We start from the raw sequence: 22,481 nt of genomic DNA on the forward strand, positions 1-22,481 counted from the left end.
TGACCGTGAAGGACCCCATGGACAGCCCGCACCGCGACACCGCCACCCTGACCGAGCGCCGCACCCGCGCCATCGCGGCGATCGCTGCGAACTCGTCGACCGAGCCGCCTGTTCGCGGCGACGTTCCGGCGCTCACCGACGACAGTCCCGTGCTCGGCCTCATCGACCTCGACGAGGTGGCCGCCGCGTTCGCGCAGTTGACCGCGGCGTTCGAGCCTCCTGCGACGGCAGCCACCGACCCCACCGCGACCTCGGACACGGACCCCGCCCCGACGTCGGACGCCGGGCCCGCTGCGAGCGCGGACTCGGACCCCACCGCGACGGACCCTGCCGTGAAGTCCGGCACGACGGTCCTCCACGCCGTCGCCTGCAAGGCCGTGCCCCTGCTGCCGCTGCTCCGGTTCTACGCCGAGGCGGGAGCCGGTTGCGAGGTCGCGAGTCCCGGCGAACTCGAACTCGCCCTGTCCGCCGGGTTCCGGCCCGAGACGATCGTCTTCGACTCGCCCGCGAAGACGATGAGCGAGCTGCGCCGCGCGCTCGCCCTCGGCATCTCCGTCAATGCTGACAGCTGGGAGGAGCTCGCCCGACTCGACGAGCTCGTCGACGATCGCACCACCTCGGTGATCGGGGTGAGGATCAACCCGCAGTCCGGGGTCGGTGCGATCGGCGCGATGAGCACGGCGACGCAGACGTCGAAGTTCGGCATCGGGATCGCCGACCCGGGCGCCCGCGACGCCCTCATCGAGGCCTACCTCGCGCGCCCGTGGCTGACCCAGATCCACGTCCATTCGGGGTCGCAGGGCATCACCCTCGACCAGGCGGCAGCGGGGATCGCCGCGGCCGTCGACCTCGCCCGCGAGGTCAACACGAGGGCGGGTGCTCGCCAGGTCACCCGCATCGACATCGGCGGCGGCCTGCCGGTCAACTTCACCAGCGACGAGGTGACCCCGACCTTCGCGGCCTACCGTGAGGTCCTCGACGTGGTCGTCCCTGCCCTCAACGAGTTCGACATCGTCACCGAGTTCGGCCGCTCCCTGCTCGCGAAGGCCGGCACGATCCTCACCCGCGTCGAAACCGCGAAGACGACCGGTGGGCGGCACATCGCGATGACCCATGCGGGCGTGCAGGTCGCCACCCGCACCGCCTACGCTCCCGCGGACTGGCCGCTGCGGATCCTTCCGTTCGACGTCGACGGCGCCCCGAAACGCGCCGAGGCGGTCCCCACCGACGTCGCAGGACCGGCGTGCTTCGCCGGTGACCTCCTCGCCGAGAACCGGGACCTGTCCCGCCTCGACGTCGGCGATCTTGTCGCCGTGCCCGACACCGGCGCGTACTACTTCTCGAATCCGTTCTCCTACAACCTCCTGCCGCGCGTGCCCGTGTACGGCTATCGCATGGTGGCGACTGCGCGCGGAGTCCCCGGTTCCGCGGAGTCGGAGAACCGCCTCGGCGCCGGGGTGGAGTTCTCGCTCATCCGGCGTGGGCAGACGATCGCTGAGATCCTCGCCGAGGCGGGGGAGCCGGAGATCTCGCGGCTCTGATCCGGTCGGTGGCGAACTCTGCACCCGCGCAGCGCGGAACACCAGTCGGCAGAAGCGACCGTCACTCGGCTCCGGATCGCCCCGTCACCGGATACTCTGAGGTGATGGTGACGACGGAGAGAGGACAGCCGTTGGGGCATCAGTCCATCTCAGCGGCGGACGGCCCGCGCCACACCGTGCGCGAGTGGAATGAGCGGCTCGTGCTCGACCGGCTCTGGGCCGGTGATCCGCTCGAGGGGATGTCGACGAACGATCTCATCTCTCAGACCGGACTCACGCGAGCCACAGTCCTCGCGCAGTGCGAGGATCTGCAGCGCCGCGGACTCATCGTCCAGGGGCCGCCCGACCGGCAGAGCGGCAGCGGTCGCCCCGGCAAGCGCTTCTTCCCCCGAGCGCGCGATGCCCTCTGTGTCGGTGTCGACGCGGGGCTGAATTCCGTGTCCGTGGCAGTCGCCGATGTCACCGGTCGTCGTCTGGGCGGAGCCCGCATCCGCTTTGCCGATGATGCGAGCCGGAGTCGCGCTGCGCAGGTGCGCACCGCCATCGATCGGGCGATCGCAGGGGCGGAGGCAGACCATGAGCAGGTGCGGACCATCTGCTTCGGATTCGCCGCGCCCATCGCCGCCGAGGGCTCGATGGCGATGGAGGACCCGTTCTGGCGGGAAGTGGAAGTGGACCTGCAGGAGGTGCTGCACGACCTCGACTGGGCAGTCTCGGTCCACAACGATGCCAACCTCGCGGCCATCGCCGAACGCCATGCGGGCGCCGTCGACGCCGCGGGGGACTTCGTCATGCTCTTGGCCGGAGAGCGGTTCGGAGCAGGAATCGTCGACGGCGGACACCTTCTCACCGGTGCACGCGGCGGAGCCGGAGAGATGGTCTACCTCGAGCACGTCGAAGGTGTGCGTTCGACCGAGGGGCTGGGCCGACTCGCCCGGAAGTGGGCAGAGCGGGAGAACGCCAGGGGAGTGGATGAGGCACCGCTGCCCTTGGACCCCCACGAACTCATCGCGCAGGCCGCAGCGGGGAGACCGGCGGCGCTGCGGTTGGTCGATGACCTGTCGGATCGTTTGGCGCGGGTCGTGGCGACCCTGTCGAGCCTGCTCAACCCGCAGGTCGTGGTCGTCAGCGGGGCCACGGCGCTTGAGGACGAGATCCTTCTGCGCCGCGCAGAGGAGATGGTGGCCGACTACGCGCCGATGCCGGTGAGGATCGTGCCCTCGAAGCTGGGCGGCGATGCCGTGGTCGACGGAGCCATCGCCGTCGCACTCGAAGCCGTCCGCGACCTGCTGCGGGCTCGCCTCTCGGACTGACGAATGCACAGCCCCGGGAGCAGGTCGCTTGATTTAATTAATTTAGGAGGTATATTTAAGCGCTATAGAAACAGCGTGAAGCATTCGCGCTTGACCATCAGGAGACAACGACGTGTCCCGATCACCGGCAGACTCTCTACCATTCGTCGCAACGCGACGGGGGTTCCTCGCCGCCGCTGCGGCCGGAACCATGCTGTCCCTCGGCGGCTGCTCCGGAGGTGTGAGCGGTCGGCCCACCGTCACGCTGTACCAGTCGAAGCCCGAGGCCATCCCCTATTTCCGCGAACTCGTCGCTGCGTTCAACGCCGAAGGCACCGGGCTCCGCGCAGTTCATGACACCGCATCCAATCTGTCGGGAGGCTTCGCCCGCAGTGCCCCGCCCGATCTCGGCTGTCTCAATTACAACTTCGAGATGGCGCGCTTCCAGGAGCGCGGCGCGCTCTCCGACCTCTCGGATCTGCCAGAGGCAGCGGCCGTCGCGCCCGAGATCCAGGGTCTGGTCGACCAGTATCCCGGCTATCCCGGGCGAACCAGTGTCATCCCCTACTCCCTGATGGCGGCCTCCGTTCTCTACAATCGCGAGCTGTTCGACCGGTGCGGGGTCGAGGTGCCCCGGACCTGGACCGAGCTGCTGGAAGCGTGCGGGACATTCCAGGATGCAGGGGTGACGCCTCTCATCAGCACTTACACCGACGCGTGGACCGTGTCGCAGGGACTCGCCGATTACAGCCTGGGTGGCGGGCTGAACATCGCCGATTTCTTCGCGCAGCTGCGGGCACAGGGAGACGACCTCGGTCCGACGGCCCCGGTGTCCTTCAGCAAGGACTTCCACGGTCCGCTGTCGAAGATGCTCGAGCTCGCCGCCTACTCGAACCGGAACGCGGCGAGTCTGGGCTACGGAGACGGCAACCTCGCCTTCGCCCGAGGCGAGGGTGCGATGTATCTGCACGGCCCGTGGGCGCTCGGCGAGATCGCCAAGACGAATGCCGGCCTCGACATCGGGACCTTCCCCCTGCCGATGACCGAGGACGCGGACGATCTCAGGGTGCGCGTCAACATCGACCTCGCACTCTGGATTCCCGAGGCCGCGCGCAATCCCGATGGAGCCCGCGAGCTGGCAGCCTTTCTGCTCGACCCCGCGATACAGGACACGTACAACGCCGAGAACCTCGGTTTCGGAGTGCGCGCCGGGGCGCCGCCTGTCACCGACGAGCGACTCGTTGAGATGCAGTCGTACGTCGACCGCGGGGCCTTCTACCAGGGGGCGTCCACGGCCATTCCCCGCACGATTCCGTTCGAGAACTACATGCAGGGCCTCGTGCTCGGGGCCGATCTCGAAGGAGTTCTCTCCACCCTCGACGACGACTGGGCCAGATTGGCCCGCCGGTCATGAACCGAACTCAACGATGAGGAGAACGATGACCACAGAGAGCCGGGCCGGCAACCGCCATCATGTTCGGCGCCGCAGACGGGGCGCCGAGGCCGTCCATTTCCTCTTTCTGCTGCCTGCGGTGCTCGCCTTCACCCTGGCACTCACTGTCCCAGCGGTGATGGGCGTCTTCTTCAGCTTCACCGACTCGATCGGGTTCGGGGAGTGGAACTTCGTCGGTCTCACCAATTACGCGGTTCTCTTCAGCGATCCTGCCATTCTCGGCGCATATGGCTTCACGATCGGCGTCGCGGTGGTCACCGTGATTCTCGTCAACGTCATCGCTCTGCTTCTCGCCATCGGCCTGACTTCGCGAATCCGCGCCAAGAATGCGCTTCGAGCAGTGTTCGTCCTGCCGATGGTGCTGTCAGGGATCATCATCGCGTTCGTCTTCAACTTCCTCTTCTCACGCACGGTGCCCGCCGCGGCATCGGCCGGGGGACTCGGATTCCTCGAAGAGAGCATCCTCTCCGATCCCGATCTCGCATGGATCTCGATCGTCATCGTCACGGCGTGGCAGGCCGTCCCCTCCGCCATGCTCATCTACATCGCCGGACTCGTCTCCATCCCCGCGGAGGTGTACGAAGCAGCGGCGCTCGACGGAGCGACGTCGTGGTCCCGGCTGCGCTCCATCACCCTGCCCCTGATGGCCGGCTACATCGCCATCAACGTGGTGATCGGGTTCAAGAACTTCCTCAATTCGTACGACGTCATCGTCGGCCTCACCGACGGCGGACCGGGCACGTCAACCCGGTCGGTGGCGATGATGATCTTCCGCGGCTTCGACAACGGCGATTACGCCTACCAGATGGCGAACTCAGTGATCTTCTTCCTCATCGCACTCGGCATCGCCCTCATCCAACTGCGGCTCTCCCGCGGAAAGGCCGGCTCCTGATGTCTGCAACACCCACTGTGCTCCCCGACTCCGCTGTCCGAACCTCACCGCGCAGTCTCGACGCCGACCGCACCAAGGCGGGAACACGACGCCGGCGGCGTCGGGGAGTCGGTCTCACCGTGCTGCTCGCAGCATGCTCGCTGACAGTCCTGGTTCCGCTCTACGTCACTGTCTCGATGGCGTTGAAGTCGGGTTCCCAAGCTGTCGATGGTGAGGCGTTCGCACTGCCTGCTCCTCCGAGTCTCGAGGGCATCGTCGAGGCGTGGTCGCTGACGAACTTCCCTCGAGCCTTCGCAATCTCCGTGTTCGTGACGACCGTCTCCGTCGTCGGAACCATCCTTCTCAGCTCCATGGCCGCCTACGCGATCTCACGGAACTGGCATCGCAGACTGTTCCGCTGGTCCTTCTTCTACCTCCTGGCCGCGATGTTCCTGCCGTTCCCGGTCCTCGCGCTGTCACAGGTGAAGCTGACCGGCATGGTCGGCCTGGCGAATCCACTCGGAGTGGCCGTCCTCCACATCCTGTTCCAGCTGTCGTTCTCCGTCATGCTCTACACCGCGTTCCTGCGCAGCCTTCCGGAAGAGCTCGAGGAGAGTGCGCGGATCGACGGTGCGTCGACTACTCAGGTCTTCTGGCGGATCGTCTTCCCGCTTCTCGCGCCGATGAGCGCGACGGTCGGCATCTTCTCCTTCCTCGCCTCCTGGAACGACTTCATGATGCCCTCGCTCATCATCGCCGATCCGAGTCTGCAGACCCTCCCCGTCGTGCAGTCGATCTTCCAGACTCAGTTCAGCAACAACTACCACATCGCCTTCTCGTCGTATCTCATGGCGATGGCGCCGGCGTCATCGTCTACCTCTTCACGCAGCGTTGGGTGATGTCCGGAGTGACCCAGGGAGCGGTGAAGTGATCAGACAGGGACCTCCCAACCGTGCGCCGCCGTCCAGGTGGTCTCGGCCCCGATGCTCCACCGCGGAGTCGTCCCCGGTCACAGCCCGCCTCAGCTCCCGTCTCCGGTACGAACAGGACAGGAATACCACAATGCTCCAGACCTCAGAATCGCGTTCGCGCTCGACCGCGCTCCTCCACGACCACGATTGGTGGCGTCAGGCCGCCGTCTACCAGATCTACCCGCGCAGCTTCGCCGACTCCGACGCCAACGGCATCGGCGATCTCGCCGGAATCATCGAGAAGGTGCCCTACCTCAGCGCTCTGGGCATCGACGCTGTCTGGCTCAGCCCGTTCTACCCGTCCGCGCTCGCAGACGGCGGCTATGATGTCGACGACTACCGCGATGTGGACCCGCGACTCGGCACGCTCGCCGAGTTCGACGCCCTGACCGCAGCACTGCACGACGTCGGAATCCGCATCATCGTCGACATCGTGCCCAACCATACGTCGGACAGGCACGAATGGTTCCGGGCAGCGCTCGCCGCAGGCAAGGGCTCCCCGGAACGGGGACGCTACCTCTTCAGAGACGGACGCGGGGAGCGAGGGGAACTGCCCCCGTCGGACTGGACATCGATCTTCGGCGGCTCCGCCTGGGAACCGGTGGGGGACGGCCAGTGGTATCTCCACAACTTCGCCCCCGAACAGCCCGACCTCGACTGGAACAACCCGGACGTGCGTGCAGACTTCCTCGCCACTCTGCGCTTCTGGGCCGACCGCGGAGTCGACGGTTTCCGCGTGGATGTCGCCCACGGTCTGGCCAAGGACCTTCCCCCGGAGGGAGAGCCTCTGCCGACTCAGGCCGAACTCGACGCCCTGCCTCACGACGGACAGCATCCGCTCTGGGACCGAGACGACGTTCACGACATCTATGCGGAATGGAGGCGACTATTCCGCAGCTATGATCCGCCCCTGATCGGAGTCGCGGAAGCGTGGGTGGATCCCGATCGCCGGGCTCGCTACGCCGGCCAGGACGGATTGGGGCAGGCCTTCAGCTTCGATCTGCTGCGCGCCGACTTCGACCCCCGGGTCTTCCGAAGCGTCATCACGTCGAACCTCGAACTGGCGGCCGCCTCGGGATCATCGACCACGTGGGTGTTCTCCAACCACGATGTCGTCCGTCACGCCACGCGCTACGGACTGCCGGTCTCCGGAGACAGTGAGCGCATGGGGCGGGAATGGCTGCTCTCCGGGGGAACCGCGCCCGAACTCGACGCTGCTCTGGGTCTGCGCCGGGCGCGCGCGGCCACGCTGCTGCAGCTCGCCCTGCCAGGTTCGGCCTATCTGTACCAAGGCGAGGAACTCGGGCTGCACGAGGTGCCGGACATCCCCGAGGCCGCACGACAGGATCCGACGTTCTTCCGCAGCCGCGGCGTGGAGCTCGGCCGCGACGGCTGTCGAGTGCCGTTGCCGTGGACATCAGAAGGACCGGCATTCGGCTTCGGAGACGCAGCGCCGCATCTGCCGCAACCTGACTGGTTCGCCGAGTACTCTGCCGAGCGGGAGGAGGGCGACCCGTCGTCGACTCTGTGGCTGTATCGCCGTGCGCTGCGACTGCGCAGCGAGCTGAGAGAGAGCGAGCAGCTGGAGTGGCTCGAACTCGGAGACGAGGTCGTCGGATTCCGGCGGCCGGGCGGCTGGGTCAGTGTGACGAATTTCGGCCCGCAATCGGTGCCGCTGCCGGACGGTGACATCCTGCTCTCGAGCGAGGAGCTGCCTGGCGACGGCACTCTCCCCGGCGCTGCGACCGTATGGCTGCGAGATCCCGACACCGGTGAGAACACGAGAGGATGAAGGGCGCACGCCATGGCGACAGTGACATATGACGGCGCGAGTCGGGTCTATCAGCCCGGCCGGAAGCCCGCAGTCGACGGCCTCGACCTCCACGTCGAGGACGGCGAGTTCATCGTTCTCGTCGGACCGTCCGGCTGTGGCAAGTCCACGAGCCTGCGGATGCTGGCGGGCCTCGAAGAGGTGAGCGACGGACGGATCCTCATCGGCGACCGAGACATCACCGATGTCCCGCCCAACGAGCGGGACATCGCCATGGTGTTCCAGAACTACGCTCTCTATCCGCACATGAGTGTGGGAGACAACATGGGCTTCGCCCTCAAGATCGCCGGAGTTCCCGCTGCGCAGCGCAGAGCCCGTGTCCGCGATGCCGCAGAGCTGCTCGACCTCGGCGAATACCTCGACCGAAAGCCCAAAGCGCTGTCGGGCGGACAGCGACAGAGGGTGGCGATGGGAAGGGCCATCGTGCGAGAGCCCAGGGTGTTCCTCATGGACGAGCCGCTGTCGAATCTCGATGCCAAACTGCGCGTGCAGATGCGCTCGCAGATCGCTTCGCTGCAGTCGCGTCTCGGGGTCACCACTGTGTACGTCACCCACGATCAGACGGAAGCACTGACGATGGGGGACAGGATCGCGGTCCTCAACGACGGTCAGCTGCAACAGGTCGACTCTCCGTCGGTGATGTACTCGCGACCGGCGAATGTCTTCGTGGCGGGGTTCATCGGTTCGCCTGCGATGAACCTCGTGCAGGCGGAGAAGATGGAAGCCGGTGCCGTCTTCGGTGACGCGGTCATTCCGGTGCCCAGGGAGGCGCTGCAGGCCTCCTCCGGGGACACCATCACGGTGGGGATCAGACCGGAGGACCTTCGACTGGGCGAGCGCGGAATTCGCCTGCGAGTGGAAATGGTGGAGGTGCTCGGTGCGGACACCTTCGTCCACGGTCGACCTGCCGATGCCGGGGAGGCGGAGTTGGTCGTCGTCCGGGTGCCCACGGAGCGCGCTCCGCGCAAGGGTGAGACGATCCGCGCGCACCCGGACCCGGAGAGGCTTCACCTCTTCGATGCCGAATCGGGGATCAGGCTCTAGGGTCATGTCCTCGCCGAGGCGGGGAGCCGGAGATCTCGCCGCTCTGATCCGGTCGTCCAGTCTTTCGGTGGTGGTCCGGCCCTACGGTGCAGTAGGAAAGGGAGCGAGCCACGGCGCGCATTTCCGTCCCTCAGCCCGCATTGCGTCCTAGGATGAGATGTGAGCAGGGTCTCACCTGCGCCGATGGTTCGATGACGACCGGAAGGACGATGATGTTCACCCACAGCACGCTGCGCAGGGGGCTCGGCAGAACGGTCGCGGGACTTGCCGCGATCGCGCTCGCCGCCGGGCTGGCGACGGCACCGGCAAGCGCTCAGACGACAGAACCCCAACCGACCGACGGCGGCTCCGCGGATGCGACGACGCTGCGCATCGCCACCGACGGCTTCATCGACTCGTTCAACCCGTTCACCTCCTTCTACCTCCTCCCGACGAACACCTTCCGCTACATGTACGAGAACCTCGTCGCCAACGACGCGAAGGACGGTTCGATCACCGAGGGCCTGGCGACCGAATGGTCGACCGACGACGACGGCAAGGTGTGGACGTACAGCATCCGCCCGGACATGAAGTGGTCCGACGGTGAACCGCTGACGGCGAACGACGTCGCGTGGACCTACACGCAGATGATGGAGAACGAGGATCTCGCGGTCGCCAACGGCAGCCTCGTCGAGAACTTCGAGAAGGTCGAAGCGCCCGACGACGGGACCGTCGTCATCACGCTGAAGAATCCGCAGGCGAACAATCCCGGCCAGGAGATCCCCATCGTCCCCGAGCACATCTGGTCGACAATCGACAACCCGGGCGAGTTCAAGAACGATGCGAACACCGTCGGCTCGGGACCCTTCCAGCTCGAGAGCTACGAGGCGAACAAATCGGTCACGCTCAAGGCCAACCCGAACTTCTGGCGCGGCAAGCCCAAGCTCGACGGCATCCAGTACCGGTACTACACGAACTCCGATGCTCAGGTGCAGGCCGTCCGCTCGGGTGAGGTCGACATGATCACGCTGCTCTCCCCGGAGCAGTTCACCGCCCTCGAAGGGGCCGACGGCGTCGAACTCAACGACGGTCGCGGCCGCCGCTTCAACAGCATCTCCATCAACTCCGGCCTCGCCGACGCCGAGGGCAAGGAGTTCGGCACCGGCAACGAGGCGCTCAAGGACGTGAAGGTCCGGCAGGCGATCCGCGCCGGCATCGACACCGAGACGCTGCGCAAGCAGGTCATGCAGGACTACGCCCAGCCCGCGACGAGCTTCATCCCCTCGGTGTACTCGACCTGGGCTCTGCCGGCCGATGACCCTGTGATCACCGGGTTCGACGTCGAGAAGGCGAAATCCCTCCTCGACGAAGCCGGGTGGACCCCCGGAGCCGACGGAATCCGGGAGAAGGACGGCAAGAAGCTCGAACTCCGCTTCCTCACCGACGCCGCCGAGCCGATCGAGCAGAACACCGCGAAGTTCCTCGAACCGTGGATGAAGGACATCGGCATCCAGCTGAAGAACGAATCGAGCGACTCCGACACCGTCTCCGAGCTCACCACGAAGGGCGACTACGACCTCTACTTCTCCGGCTGGTCGATCAACCCCGATCCGGACTACCAGCTGAGCATCAACACGTGCGGCAACCGCCCCGACGCCGAAGGCAACGGCGGCACCACGCAGGACGGCTACTGCAACCCCGAGTTCGACAAGCTCTACCAGGCCCAGCACATCGAACTCGACCAGGGCAAGCGCGCCGACCTCGTCCGTCAGGCCCTCGAGATCAACTACGAGGACACTCCCTCGATCGTTCTCTGGTACCCCAACCAGCTCGAGGCCTACCGTTCGGACAAGTTCACCGGCTTCACGAAGCAGCCGAGCGACGGCGGTGCGATCGCCAACCAGGTCGGCTACTGGGGCTACACCTCGGTCGAACCGGCGAGCGAAGCCGCCGGTGCCTCTGACGGAGGCGGACTGAGCGCGGGCGCCTGGGTCGGCATCGCGATCGCCGTCATCGTCGGCGGTGGCGGAGTCCTCTGGTTCGCCACCCGCGGACGCAGGAACGCCGACGACCGCGAGTAGTCGACCCGTCCCACCCCGGCCGCTCCGGTCACCGCCGGCAGGGCCCCCGCCTCGACGGGAACCCCGCCGGCGGGCAGCCGACCGGCAGATCACGCACCGGAACGCACTGCCCGAGCACCACCTCGGCGGTGGCCGGAGCGGCCCCCTCTCCATCAGGAGCGCACCCGTGACAGCATCGACGAACAATCCCTCCGGAGGCCCCGGCGACCACGGGACTTCGACCCCCGCCGCCCCAGACCCCGGGACTTCGGACCCAGCCACCACCGGACCAGCCACCCCGGGCCCCGCCGTCGACGGTCTCGGCACCCCCATCGACACCGACGAACCGCCGAAGGGCGCCTCGTTCGCCGCGTACTTCCTCCGCAAACTCGGCGGCTCGGCGATCTCGATGGTCCTCGTCATCGTCCTCGGCTTCTTCGCCTTCCGGCTGCTCCCCGGCGACCCCGTGCTCAAGATCGCCAAGGAACGGCCGATGAGCCCGGCCCAGATCGCCGAGCTGCGCAGCCAATACGGCCTCGACAAACCGCTCATCGTCCAGTTCTGGGACTACCTCGTCGGCATCGTCACGGGCAACCTCGGCGAGAGCTACGTCTACCGCAAACCCGTGTCCGCGCTCATCGGCGAGTACCTCGGCCCGACCCTGCTCCTCACCGCCACCGCCGCGGTCATCGCCATCGTCCTCGGCCTCTGGCTCGGACAGCTCTCGGCGTGGCGGCGCAACTCGCTCTTCGACAAGCTCGCCTCCTCCACCGCCCTCGTCTTCTGGTCGGTCCCGACGTTCTGGCTCGGCCTCATCCTCCTCATGGTCTTCGGCGGCACCCTCCAATGGCTGCCGACCGGCGGGATGATCACGCCCGGGCTCGACCCGTGGTCACCGGAGGCGATCATCGACGTCATCCGCCACCTCATCCTCCCGGTCATCACCCTCGTCGCCGTCGTCTACGCGCAGTTCCTCATGGTCATGCGCGCCTCCCTCATCGAGGAGATGTCCGAGGACTACCTCACGACCGCCCGCGCGAAGGGCCTCACCGAGGACGAGGTCCGCCGCCGGCACGCCGTGCCCAACGCGCTCCTGCCCACGGTCACGGTCGTCTTCCTCCACCTCGGCGGACTCATCGCCGGCGCCGTCACCGTCGAGGCGATCTTCTCCTGGCCGGGCCTCGGAAAGCTCACCTTCGACGCGATCAGCGGACCCGACCTGCCCCTCCTCCAGGGCACGTTCGTCGTGTTCTCCGCGATCATCATCGTCATGAACCTCGCCGCCGACCTCGTCTACCGCTGGCTCGATCCGAGAGTGAGGAGAGCGTGATGGACAACGATCACCGCGCCGAGGCGGCCCCCGGAACCGCATCGACCCCGGGCACCCAGCCCGCATCGTCCCCGACGACCGGGTCCGCACAGTCCCCGGGCACCGAGCCCGGACGGTCTGCTGCCACCCGCGGCGGTGCCGCCGGCTTCGACAGTGCGAAGCTCGTCCGCGAACGCCGTCTGCGCAGTCTCCGCCGCAACTGGCGCGCCTTCCGCACCGACACCCCGGCGATGATCGGGGCGATCGTCCTCCTCCTCTTCGTCCTCATGGCGATCTTCGCTCCCGTCATCGCTCCGGCCTCGATGCTCGACGTGACGAAGCAGCTCGACGTTCCGCGCTACGCCCCGCCGAGCCTCGCCCACCCGCTCGGCACCGACGACCTCGGCCGCGAGATCTGGGCGCGCATCGTCTGGGGCTCGCGCGTCTCCCTCCTCGTCGGCGTCGCCGCGACCCTGATGTCGATGGTCATCGGCACGCTCATGGGCTTGGCCGGCGGACACTTCACCGGCATCGTCGGGGCCGTCGTCATGCGCCTCATCGACTTCTTCCTCGTCCTGCCCTCCCTGCTGCTCGCCATCGTCCTCTCCACCGTCCTCGACCGCGGGGTCTTCACGATCGTCGTCGCGATCGGCATCGCCTCGTGGGCGTCGACGGCCCGGATCGTGCGCTCGCAGACCCTCAGCGTCGAATCCCGGCTCTACATCGAACGGGCGCGCATCCTCGGTGCCGGACATCGGCACATCCTCGTCAAGCACCTGCTGCCCGCGGTCATGCCGCTCGTGCTCGCGAACACGACGCTCATGGTCGGCAGCGCGATCATCGCGGAGTCGACGCTCGCGTTCCTCGGCCTCGGGGACCCGGTTCGGAATCGTGGGGGACGATCCTCAAGAACTCGATGGACGCCTCGGCGGCGACCTCGGGATACTGGTGGTACGTGCTGCCGCCGGGCATCGCGATCCTCCTCGTCGTCCTCGCGTTCACGATGGTCGGCCGGGCGCTCGAAGCGATCATCAATCCGACCCTGAGGAGCAGCCGATGACCGATCTCAGCTTCGACGACGTCTCGATCACCTACCGCTCCTCGTCCTCGCGCGGCGACGTGCCCGCCGTCATCGACGTCAGCCTCGACCTGCCGAGCGGGTCGACCCTCGGCATCGCCGGTGAGTCGGGCTCGGGGAAGTCGACGCTCGTGATGTCCGCGCTGCGGCTGCTGCCGAAGTCGGCGAAGGTGACCGGGCACGTCCGCCTCGGCGGCCAGGACATCTCCGATCTCAGCTTCGGGCAGATCCGTGCAGTGCGCTGGGCGCAGGCGTCGATCGTCTTCCAGGGCGCACTCCACTCCCTCAACCCCGTCCGCCGGGTCGGCCGGCAGATCATCGAAGCCCTCGAACACCACGCCAAGGGCACGTGGACGACGCCCGAGAAGCGTCGGGCGCGGATGCTCGAGCTCCTCCGCGAGGTCGACCTCGACCCGGCGAAGGCCGAGGCCTACCCGCACGAGCTCTCGGGCGGGCAGAAGCAGCGGATCATGATCGCGATGGCGCTTGCGTGCGAACCCGACATCATCATCGCCGACGAGCCGACCACCGCCCTCGACGTCATCGTGCAGAAGCAGATCCTCACCGGGCTCGCCGACCTCGTCGCCGACCGCGGCATCTCGCTGCTGATGATCAGCCACGATCTCGCCGTGCTCTCCGCGGTGTGCGAGAACCTCGCGATCATGAAGGACGGCCGGATCGTCGAATACGGTCCCAGCGACGACGTGTGCCTGCGCCCCCGGGAGGAGTACACCAAGCAGCTGGCCGGGGCGTTCCCGCAGATCGGGGACGAGGAGTCGCGGCTGCGTCCGCGGACCGCCAAACCCGCCGAGGTGCGGCTGACCGACCCGTTCACGATGACCGACGAGGTGGTGCTCGAGGCGCAGAACCTCAGCGTCACCTTCGACACCCGGCAGGGTCGGGAGAGAGCCGTCCACGGCGTCGACCTCGCCCTGCGCAGGCCGAGATCCTCGCCGTCGTCGGTCAGTCGGGGTCGGGGAAGACGACGCTGGCGCGCTCACTCCTCGGTCTGCAGGAGACCGACCCGGGATCGCGGATCGCCTTCGCCGGCCGGCCGCTGCCGACGAAGGCCAAGGACCTGCGGGCATTCCGACGCCAGGTGCAGATGGTCCTCCAGGACCCGTCGGGGTCGCTCAATCCGAAGCGCAGCGTCTACGAAGCCGTCGCCGAGGGACTCCAGGTCCAGGGGCTGACCGAGGACGAGTACGCGAAGGTCATCGGAGCGCTCGAGGCCGCGGAACTGACCCCGGCTGCGGACTACCTCGAGTCGATTCCGCAGGAGCTCTCCGGCGGTCAGCGGCAGCGCGTCGTCATCGCCGGTGCCCTCGCGCTCGACCCACAGGTCCTCCTCGCCGACGAGCCGGTCGCCTCCCTCGACGCCTCGGTGCGCGGAGAGATCCTCTCCCTCTTCCTCGCGCTGAAGAAGAACCTCGGGATGAGTGCGCTCATCATCACCCACGACCTGGGCCTGGCCTGGAACATCGCTGATACGGTGGCGGTGATGAAGCAGGGAGAGATCGTCGAATACGGACCCGTCGACACGGTCCTCGCCGACCCCCAGCACGCCTACACGCGCGAACTCCTCGCCGCCGTGCCCCGCCTGGGCAGCCAGAGCCTCGTCCGGTCGGGTGCGACGGTGCCGGGAGGTGCTGCGTCGTCGGATGGCGCGGCACCGGGTGTGACCGCACCAGACGCCACCGCGCAGGGCGTCTCGGCGCAGCGGACCGCGGATCCTGCGGGAACCGACGACGCATGACCAGCCCCTACCTCGATTCCGCGCCTCTGGTCCCCGGGGACACCGTGCGTCTCATCGCCCCCTCGGGCCCCGCGGACGAGGACTCGCTGCAGCGGGCGATCTCCCAGCTCGAGGCGTGGGGTCTCAACGTCGTACCGGGCGCTCATCTGCGCGCCCGGCATCCGCGCGTCAACTACCTCGCCGGCACCGATGAGCAGCGCCGCGCCGACCTCGTCGACGCGTGGTGCGACCCCACGGCCGCGGCGGTCATCGCACTGCGCGGGGGCTACGGGGCGATGCGACTGCTCGACGGCCTCGACTTCGCCCACCTGGCCCGCCACGGACTGCGCCCCGACGGACGACCCAAGCTGCTCACCGGGTCCTCGGACATCACCGCGCTTCACCAGGCCTGGGACCACCACCTCGGCGTCGCGACGCTCTTCTGTCCGATGCCCGGCAACGACCCGTTCAAGGAGTCGACCGTCGTCCCCGCCGAGGTGGCCTCGTGGCTCTTCGCCCCCTGGGGCGGGCGCGAACTCGGCTTCCCGCCCGACGCGACCGGGGCCCCGGACGCACAGACCTCGAACCCCGGCACTCCGGAGGAAGCCGCACACGCGCACCCCAGCGCCCCCGGCGGCGCCGCTCGGCCCGAATCGAGGACGCAAAGTGTCGATGCGGGGCGCGAGAATCGACACTCTGCGTCCGGGAGATCGCCAGCGGACGCCACCGCCTCGCGAACCGGCGCTGCCGGCGACGACTCGAGGACGAAATGGTCGGAGAATTCGGCCGATTCTCGGACCATTTCGTCCTGGGGATTGCGGGACTCGCGCTCGCAGGCCCAGTCGGACGGCACGTCCGCGGACACCACGTCTGCGGACACCACTCCAGTCACTCGCGCGCGGACACTCGTGCCGGGCACGGCGGTCGGGCGGTTCGTCGGCGGCAACCTCAGTCTCGTCGCGGCGGGCCTGGGCAGCCCGGAACTTGCCGACGTCCGCACCCGGCGTGCGACTCGAGGACCGGCGATCGCGATGCTCGAGGACGTCGATGAAGAGCTCTACCGTCTCGACAACCTCCTCGTCCAGCTCGTCCGCGGCGGGTGGTTCGCCTCGGCGGATGCCCTCGTCCTCGGGTCGTGGATCGACTGCGCGCCGATCGACGAGATCGAGGCTCTCGTCCTCGACTTCCTCGGCGAGGCGGGGATCCCGATCGTCTCGGAGATGGGGTTCGGCCACGACCCCGATGCGCCGAGCACCCCGCTCGGCGTCGACGTGAGACTCGAGGCGCGGATGGGGCAGCGGCCGCGGATGTGGGTCGAACGATGAGCGATAACAGACGGATGAACGAACAGAGACGGATCAACGAGCAGAGAAGTCGGAGGGCGACGAGATGAATGAGACGACGAGCGACATCGGCTTCGACAGTTTGCCCGGGGTGCGCTTCAGCGCGCTCGCCTTCGACGTCGACAGCGGGGAGCGGGTCTTCGCGCACCATGCCGAGGACGAGCTCGACACCGCGAGCATGGGCAAGGTCTTCCTCCTCCACACAGCTCTGCAGATGTCCGTCGACGGGACGCTCGACCTCGCGGAGCGGCTGAGCCGCAGACCATCGGAGCGCGTCGACGAGTCGGGCATCTGGTACCTCATGGAGCAGAACGACCTGAGCATCTACGACGTCGCGGTCCTCATCGGGGCGTTCAGCGACAACTTCGCGACCAACGTCCTCATCCGCCGCGTCGGACTCGAGAACGTCGCCCGGCAGGTCGCCGCACTCGGCTACCGGAACTCCGGGCTCCATGACTTCCTCCGCTGGCCGCGGCCGCGCAGGCCCCGCGCACCCTGTCGACCGGCACCGCCGCCGAGCTCAGCGACTTCATGGCCCGCCACGCCGCGGACGAGTTCTGGGACGAGTCGACGAATGAGATCTTCCGTCGCTGGCTGGGTGCCGGCGCGGACACCTCGATGGTCGCCTCGGCGTTCGACCTCGATCCGCTCGCCCACTACCACTATCAGCGTGATGTCTGGGTGTGGAACAAGACCGGGACGGACAGTTCGATCCGCGCGGACGCGGGCATCGTCATGACGCCTCGGCGCCGGGTCGCCTACGCGGTCTTCGCGAACTGGGAGAAGGGGACGGACCGCGTCGTCGAGGTCATGCCGGTCATGCGCGCCGCCGGTGACGCCATCCACCGCTTCCTCTGACAGCGCCACCGACCACCCAGCGCCACCGGCTACCAAGCCCAGCCACCCGCCCAGCACCACTGACAACCCAGCCCCACTGCTTCCCCGACTGAAGGACCACCCCATGATCTCCGACGGCTTCCTCTTCATCAGCGTGCTCATCGCGATCGCCGCCGCCCTCGTCATCGCCGGCCACAGCGGCCGCTTCCGGATCTTCGCCTACGTGCCCGGCTTCGTCTTCCTCTACATCATCGCGGCCCTGCTCAACACGGTCGGCGTCTTCGACCACTCCGACTCCGTCACCGAGGTGGGCGACGGCCTGCGCACGGCCCTGCTGCCGGCGATGATCCTCCTTCTCCTCTTCAAGTGCGACATCCGGCAGATCATCCGGCTCGGTCCCAAGCTGCTCCTCACGTTCGCCGTGACCGCCGCGAGCATCGTCGCCGGCTTCCTCGTCAGCTATCTCATCCTCCGCTCGGTCCTCGACCCCGAGGCGTGGAAGGCGCTCGGTGCCCTCAACGCGTCGTGGACGGGCGGGTCGGCGAACATGGTCGCGGTGCAGGAGATCCTCCAGGCGCCCGAGGACGTCTTCGGGTACGTGCTCATCGTCGACACCGTCATCTACTCGTTCTGGCTGCTGCTGATCTTCTCGTCCGTGACGGTCTCCGACCGCTTCAACCGCTGGACGAAGGCGGACACCTCGAAGCTCGAGGTCGCCTCGACGGCCGAGGACGAGGAGAAGCCGCTGACGATGCCCGCGCTCTTCGGGCTCCTCGGATTCGCCCTTCTCGTCTCCGCCCTCGCGATCCGAGCGGGCGAGCTGCTGCCGGAGATCGGCACCGTCATCAACGCCTCGACGTGGACGATCCTCATCGTCAGCGTCCTCGGGCTCATCATCGGCTCGACGCGGTTCGGCCGGGTGCGCGGCTCGAGCGAACTCGCAACGATCATGCTCTACATCATCATCGGCATCATCGCCTCGGGCTCCGACTTCACCTCGCTCACGCAGGCCCCGCTCTACCTCGTCGCCGGTCTCATCGTCATCGTCGTCCACGCCGCCATCATGCTCGTCTACGCGAAGCTGACGAAGACCGAGCTCTTCAGCATCGCCGTGGCGAGCACCGCGAACATCGGCGGCATCGCCTCGGCGCCGGTGGTGGCCGGGGCATTCAATCGCCAGCTCGTGCCCGTCGGCGTGCTCTTCGCGCTCATGGGAACGTTCCTCGGGACCTTCCTCGGCCTCGCCTCGGCGCAGATCATGTCCGGCCTCGGGTGACGCGGAGCGCCGGCCCTGCCGCGCCGCCACAGGACTCGCCCCGCCACCCTGCGCCGGGGCATCACGTCCGGCCGGCGCGCGGTGCGGTGCGGACTCTCCCGACCGCAGGCCCTGCCGACCCCAGGCCCGCTCGATCAAGCGGCAGTGCGGATGTGGGCGCGTGCACGGACACAGATCCGCGCTGCCGCTTGATCGGGGCACCGGAGGCGTAACCTGGGCGTACGCACGCGCCCACTGCCCGCGACCACGCAACGACTAGCCCGACCCCGCGACAAGCCCCACCCGACGACAAGCCTGACCCTGCGACAAGCCCCACCCGACGACAAGCCCCCACCCCGCGACCACCTCGGCGAGGATCGCCCTCCCCGCCGCGAAAGGACACAGATGAGCATCGACGTCTTCGACGGACACAACGACCTCGCATGGTGGTTGCGGGAGGAGCGCGACTACAGCGTCGACGGGCTCAACGACCCGCAGATCTCGCCGTTCACGACGATGGATCAGCTGCGGGACGGTCATGTCGCCGCGCAGTTCTGGTCGGTGTACGTCCATTCGTCGATCACCGGGGCCGACGCCGTCGTCGCGACGTGGGAGCAGATCGACGCGGTCCGCCGCTTCGTCGCCGCGTACCCCGAGCGTCTGAAGTTCACCCGCACCGCCGCCGAGGTGGCCGCCGCCCGGGATGCCGGCCGCGTCGCCTCGCTCATGGGCGTCGAGGGCGGCCAGCAGATCGACGAATCGCTGGCGATGCTGCGCAGCTATGCCCGCGCGGGCGCGCGGTACATGACGCTGACATGGTCGACGACGCATTCGTGGGCGGACTCGGCGACCGATGAACCCCGGCACGACGGCCTCACCGCCTTCGGCCGCGAGGTCGTGGCGGAGATGAACCGGATCGGCATGATCGTCGACCTCTCCCACGTCGCGCCAAGCGTCATGCACCAGTCCCTCGACCTCAGCACGCTGCCGGTGATCTTCAGCCATTCGTGCGCCCGCGGCCTCAACCCGCACCCGCGCAACATCCCCGACGACGTCCTCGACCGCCTGCCCGGCAACGGGGGAGTGGCGATGATGACCTTCGTCCCGTCGTTCGTCTCGCGCGAACGCTGGGACTGGGCGGAGGCCGGGGAGGCCGGCACCGCGCCTAAGGTGACCGTGGCCGATGTCGCCGACCACTGCGACTACGTGCGCGAGCGGATCGGCATCGACCACGTCGGGCTCGGCGGGGACATCTGCGGCGTCGATGAGCTGCCGATCGGACTCGGCGACGCCGGCCAGTACCCGAACCTCTTCGCCGAACTCTCCCGCCGAGGCTGGTCGGAGCCGGACCTGCGCAAGCTCGGCTTCGACAACGTCATGCGCGTTCTCGAGGCGCACGAGGACGCGTACGTGTCGTTCCTGGGGGAGTCGTGACAAGGACTGCGGCTGGGGCCGGAGTGGGGGCTGGGGCGGGCGCCGGGGCGACCACCGCCGTCACCGCGACCACCGAGGCGGCCGCCGGCGTCACCGCGACCACCGCGGCGGCCGACGTCGCTGCGACCACCGAGGCTGCGCCGGGCACCGCCTCCACTCCGACCCAGCCGAGTTCACCCGCACCCCGCGTCCTCGTCATCGTCAACGACGTCGACTCCCCGCCGGGGAAGTTCGCCGACTGGCTCGCCGAGGCCGGCATCGACGCCGACGTCCGCATCGCTCCCGAGACCGGGGTGCCCGAACCGACCGAGCTCGACCGCGTCGACGGCCTCATCCTCCTCGGCGGCGGACTCATGCCCGACGAGACCGACCGCGCTCCCTGGCTGCGCGGCGAAGCCGACCTCGTCCGTCGCGCACTCGACAACGACCTCCCGCAGCTGGGCGTCTGCCTCGGCGGCAGCTCATCGCCCACGTCGCCGGCGGCACCGTGCAGGCGCAGTCGGGAACCCCGGAGAAGGGGTACACATGGATCGACCTCACCGAGGCGGCCGCCGAGGATCCCGTGTTCTCCGCGGTGTCCGCGCGGCCCGCGTTCCTCGAGAGCCACGTCGATCGGATCGTCGACCTCCACGCCGAGGCGGTGCTCCTCGCGACGAGCCCAGCGTGCCGCATCCAGGCCTTCCGAATCGGGCGGGCGTGGGGCACGCAGTTCCATCCCGAGGCGACCGCGCAGAATATCTCGCGGTGGGACGAGGAGAAGCTGGCCAAACTGGGGTTTAATAAGGACACACTCGAAAGAGAGGCCGAGGAGCGTGAGGGCGACAGCCTCGTCGAAGCGAAGAGGCTCTTCACCGCGTTCCTCACCGTGGTCCGTGACCAGCGCGGGTGACCGACTGCGGACTGAGCGCCTCGAGACGACTACGGAGGAATCGTGAGTCACAGCGAGACAGCGTCAGCGGACACCTCGAAGGGCGGTGAGCAGCCGGAGACCCTGAAACGGGTGATGGGGCCCAAGCTGCTTCTCCTCTTCATCGTCGGAGACATCCTCGGCACGGGCGTCTACGCCCTGACCGGCACCGTCGCCGGTCAGGTCGGCGGAGCCGGGTGGGCGCCGGTCCTCCTCGCCTTCGCCGTGGCACTCATCACGGCATGCTCGTACATGGAGCTCGTCACGAAGTACCCGCGCGCCGCCGGTGCCGCGCTCTATGCGCACAAGGCGTTCGGGATCCACTTCATCACGTTCCTCGTCGCCTTCGCCGTGCTCAGCTCGGGCATCACCTCGGCGTCGACGGCGTCGAACGTCTTCGCGGCGAACATGGTCGCCGGCTTCGGCTGGGACATCTCGGGCACCGGGGTGATGTGGATCGCGCTCGGCTTCCTCGCCCTCGTCGCGGCGATCAACCTGCGCGGGGTCTCCGAGAGCGTGTGGTTCAACGTCGTCCTCACCCTCATCGAACTCACCGGCCTCCTGCTCGTCATCGTCGTCGGCTTCTTCGCCCTCGGCTCCGGCACCGCCGACTTCTCCCGCGTCGTCGTCTTCGAGACCGCCGAGGACAAGAGCGTGTTCCTCGCGATCACCGGAGCCACAGCGCTCGCCTTCTTCTCGATGGTCGGCTTCGAGGACTCGGTCAACATGGTCGAGGAGACGAAGGATCCGCGGATCTTCCCGAAGATCATGCTCACGGGCCTGTCGATCACCGGCGTCATCTACGTCCTCGTCTCGATCGTCGCCGTGGCGGCCGTCCCGATCGGTCAGCTCGCGACGAGCGAGACCCCGCTCCTCGACGTCGTGCGCGCCGGTGCGCCGGGGATCCCGATCGACGCGATCTTCCCGTTCATGACGATGTTCGCCGTCGCGAACTCGGCGCTCATCAACATGCTCATGGCCAGCCGCCTCCTCTACGGCATGGCGAAGCAGAACGTGCTGCCGCCGGTGTTCGCGAAGGTGCTGAAGAACCGCCGATCGCCGTGGGTGTCGATCATCTTCACGACCCTCATCGCGTTCGCCCTCATCGTCGCGGTGACGAACATCCTGCCCGAGACCGTCACCGCCTCCCTCGGCGGCACGACCTCGCTGCTGCTCCTCACCGTCTTCGCGGTCGTCAACGTCGCAGTGCTCGTGCTGCGCCGCCAACCGGTCGATCACGAGCACTTCCGATCGCCGACCTACCTGCCGTGGCTCGGCGTCTTCACGTGCGCGTTCCTCGTCGGACCGTGGGCGCGCCTCGACGATCTCATCCAGTATCAGATCGCGCTGGCGCTCGTTGGCATCGGCGTGGTCCTCTGGGCGATCACCTGGCTGTGGAACCGCTCGGTCAAGGGCCGCAGCACCCGCTTCCGCCACCCGGACGACCTCACGTGATGACCGTGTCGTCCCGGATCTGCCGGCGGGGGAGCGTCGCCCTCCCCGGTCAGGGTCGTGCGGAAGAGTTCCGACCGCCTCGGCGA

16 protein-coding genes and 3 pseudogenes are annotated in these 22,481 nt (G+C 67.9%); all 19 read left to right on the forward strand.

What is annotated here, in order from left to right:
* The first annotated feature begins 17 nt into the window (after positions 1-17).
* The 19 genes and pseudogenes from AC2W7K_RS12120 (at position 18) to AC2W7K_RS12210 (ending at position 22,395) form a co-directional block, all read left to right on the forward strand.
* A complete protein-coding gene (locus tag AC2W7K_RS12120) occupies positions 18-1,541 on the forward strand; it encodes a type III PLP-dependent enzyme domain-containing protein (RefSeq protein WP_198499642.1) in 1,524 nt (507 codons plus the stop codon).
* A gap of 131 nt (positions 1,542-1,672) precedes the next feature.
* The gene (locus AC2W7K_RS12125) at positions 1,673-2,854 is read left to right on the forward strand and encodes an ROK family protein (RefSeq protein WP_198499641.1); all 1,182 of its coding nucleotides are present in this window, start codon (positions 1,673-1,675) and stop codon (positions 2,852-2,854) included.
* Positions 2,855-2,966: 112 nt separating this feature from the next.
* Positions 2,967-4,247, forward strand: a complete 1,281-nt coding sequence (locus tag AC2W7K_RS12130) for an ABC transporter substrate-binding protein (RefSeq protein ID WP_198499640.1) — start codon at positions 2,967-2,969, stop codon at positions 4,245-4,247.
* A 25-nt stretch (positions 4,248-4,272) separates the two neighbouring features.
* Entirely contained in the window at positions 4,273-5,178 is a 906-nt protein-coding gene (locus tag AC2W7K_RS12135) for a carbohydrate ABC transporter permease (RefSeq protein ID WP_198499639.1), read from the forward strand.
* Positions 5,178-6,088, forward strand: a pseudogene (locus tag AC2W7K_RS12140) (carbohydrate ABC transporter permease). The gene AC2W7K_RS12135 and the pseudogene AC2W7K_RS12140 overlap by 1 nt, the downstream one beginning before the upstream one ends.
* A gap of 131 nt (positions 6,089-6,219) precedes the next feature.
* A complete protein-coding gene (locus AC2W7K_RS12145; protein ID WP_198499637.1) occupies positions 6,220-7,920 on the forward strand; it encodes a glycoside hydrolase family 13 protein in 1,701 nt (566 codons plus the stop codon).
* 12 nt (positions 7,921-7,932) lie between these two features.
* Positions 7,933-9,003: an ABC transporter ATP-binding protein gene (locus AC2W7K_RS12150; RefSeq protein WP_198499636.1), complete on the forward strand. Its 1,071-nt coding sequence runs from the start codon at positions 7,933-7,935 to the stop codon at positions 9,001-9,003.
* A gap of 191 nt (positions 9,004-9,194) precedes the next feature.
* Positions 9,195-11,063: an ABC transporter substrate-binding protein gene (locus tag AC2W7K_RS12155; protein ID WP_232623702.1), complete on the forward strand. Its 1,869-nt coding sequence runs from the start codon at positions 9,195-9,197 to the stop codon at positions 11,061-11,063.
* 166 nt (positions 11,064-11,229) lie between these two features.
* A complete protein-coding gene (locus AC2W7K_RS12160) occupies positions 11,230-12,372 on the forward strand; it encodes an ABC transporter permease (RefSeq protein WP_232623701.1) in 1,143 nt (380 codons plus the stop codon).
* A complete protein-coding gene (locus AC2W7K_RS12165) occupies positions 12,372-13,397 on the forward strand; it encodes an ABC transporter permease (RefSeq protein WP_486006227.1) in 1,026 nt (341 codons plus the stop codon). Before AC2W7K_RS12160 ends, AC2W7K_RS12165 begins: the two co-directional genes overlap by 1 nt.
* A gap of 10 nt (positions 13,398-13,407) precedes the next feature.
* Positions 13,408-13,899: pseudogene (locus tag AC2W7K_RS12170) on the forward strand (ATP-binding cassette domain-containing protein); the annotation flags it as partial.
* Positions 13,900-14,135: 236 nt separating this feature from the next.
* A complete protein-coding gene (locus AC2W7K_RS12175) occupies positions 14,136-15,185 on the forward strand; it encodes an ABC transporter ATP-binding protein (protein ID WP_486006228.1) in 1,050 nt (349 codons plus the stop codon).
* Positions 15,182-16,489 (forward strand): S66 peptidase family protein, encoded by a 1,308-nt coding sequence (locus tag AC2W7K_RS12180; RefSeq protein WP_232623700.1) that lies wholly within the window; start codon positions 15,182-15,184, stop codon positions 16,487-16,489. Before AC2W7K_RS12175 ends, AC2W7K_RS12180 begins: the two co-directional genes overlap by 4 nt.
* 64 nt (positions 16,490-16,553) lie before the next feature.
* Positions 16,554-16,907 (forward strand): annotated as a pseudogene (locus AC2W7K_RS12185) (serine hydrolase); the annotation flags it as partial.
* A 131-nt stretch (positions 16,908-17,038) separates the two neighbouring features.
* Positions 17,039-17,365: a serine hydrolase gene (locus AC2W7K_RS12190; RefSeq protein ID WP_486006229.1), complete on the forward strand. Its 327-nt coding sequence runs from the start codon at positions 17,039-17,041 to the stop codon at positions 17,363-17,365.
* A gap of 103 nt (positions 17,366-17,468) precedes the next feature.
* On the forward strand, positions 17,469-18,620 hold the full coding sequence (locus tag AC2W7K_RS12195; RefSeq protein WP_198499632.1) for a DUF819 family protein: 1,152 nt from the start codon (positions 17,469-17,471) through the stop codon (positions 18,618-18,620).
* A gap of 384 nt (positions 18,621-19,004) precedes the next feature.
* Positions 19,005-20,033, forward strand: a complete 1,029-nt coding sequence (locus tag AC2W7K_RS12200; protein ID WP_211978778.1) for a dipeptidase — start codon at positions 19,005-19,007, stop codon at positions 20,031-20,033.
* A 487-nt stretch (positions 20,034-20,520) separates the two neighbouring features.
* Positions 20,521-20,922 carry a type 1 glutamine amidotransferase gene (locus tag AC2W7K_RS12205; protein WP_486006230.1) on the forward strand — a complete coding sequence of 134 codons (402 nt, stop codon included), beginning with the start codon at positions 20,521-20,523 and terminating at the stop codon, positions 20,920-20,922.
* A gap of 42 nt (positions 20,923-20,964) precedes the next feature.
* Positions 20,965-22,395: an APC family permease gene (locus AC2W7K_RS12210; protein WP_198499630.1), complete on the forward strand. Its 1,431-nt coding sequence runs from the start codon at positions 20,965-20,967 to the stop codon at positions 22,393-22,395.
* The last annotated feature ends 86 nt before the right edge of the window (positions 22,396-22,481 follow it).

The sequence above is a fragment of the Brevibacterium sp. LAARM2_SD2 genome (assembly GCF_057364785.1).

Coding starts and splice junctions, on each gene's coding strand:
- AC2W7K_RS12145 (WP_198499637.1), top strand. CDS start 6,220: ATGCTCCAGACCTCAGAATCGCGTTCGCGCTCGACCGCGCTCCTCCAC.
- AC2W7K_RS12120 (WP_198499642.1), top strand. CDS start 18: ATGGACAGCCCGCACCGCGACACCGCCACCCTGACCGAGCGCCGCACC.
- AC2W7K_RS12190 (WP_486006229.1), top strand. CDS start 17,039: ATGGCCCGCCACGCCGCGGACGAGTTCTGGGACGAGTCGACGAATGAG.
- AC2W7K_RS12200 (WP_211978778.1), top strand. CDS start 19,005: ATGAGCATCGACGTCTTCGACGGACACAACGACCTCGCATGGTGGTTG.
- AC2W7K_RS12155 (WP_232623702.1), top strand. CDS start 9,195: ATGACGACCGGAAGGACGATGATGTTCACCCACAGCACGCTGCGCAGG.
- AC2W7K_RS12150 (WP_198499636.1), top strand. CDS start 7,933: ATGGCGACAGTGACATATGACGGCGCGAGTCGGGTCTATCAGCCCGGC.
- AC2W7K_RS12165 (WP_486006227.1), top strand. CDS start 12,372: ATGGACAACGATCACCGCGCCGAGGCGGCCCCCGGAACCGCATCGACC.
- AC2W7K_RS12135 (WP_198499639.1), top strand. CDS start 4,273: ATGACCACAGAGAGCCGGGCCGGCAACCGCCATCATGTTCGGCGCCGC.
- AC2W7K_RS12195 (WP_198499632.1), top strand. CDS start 17,469: ATGATCTCCGACGGCTTCCTCTTCATCAGCGTGCTCATCGCGATCGCC.
- AC2W7K_RS12180 (WP_232623700.1), top strand. CDS start 15,182: ATGACCAGCCCCTACCTCGATTCCGCGCCTCTGGTCCCCGGGGACACC.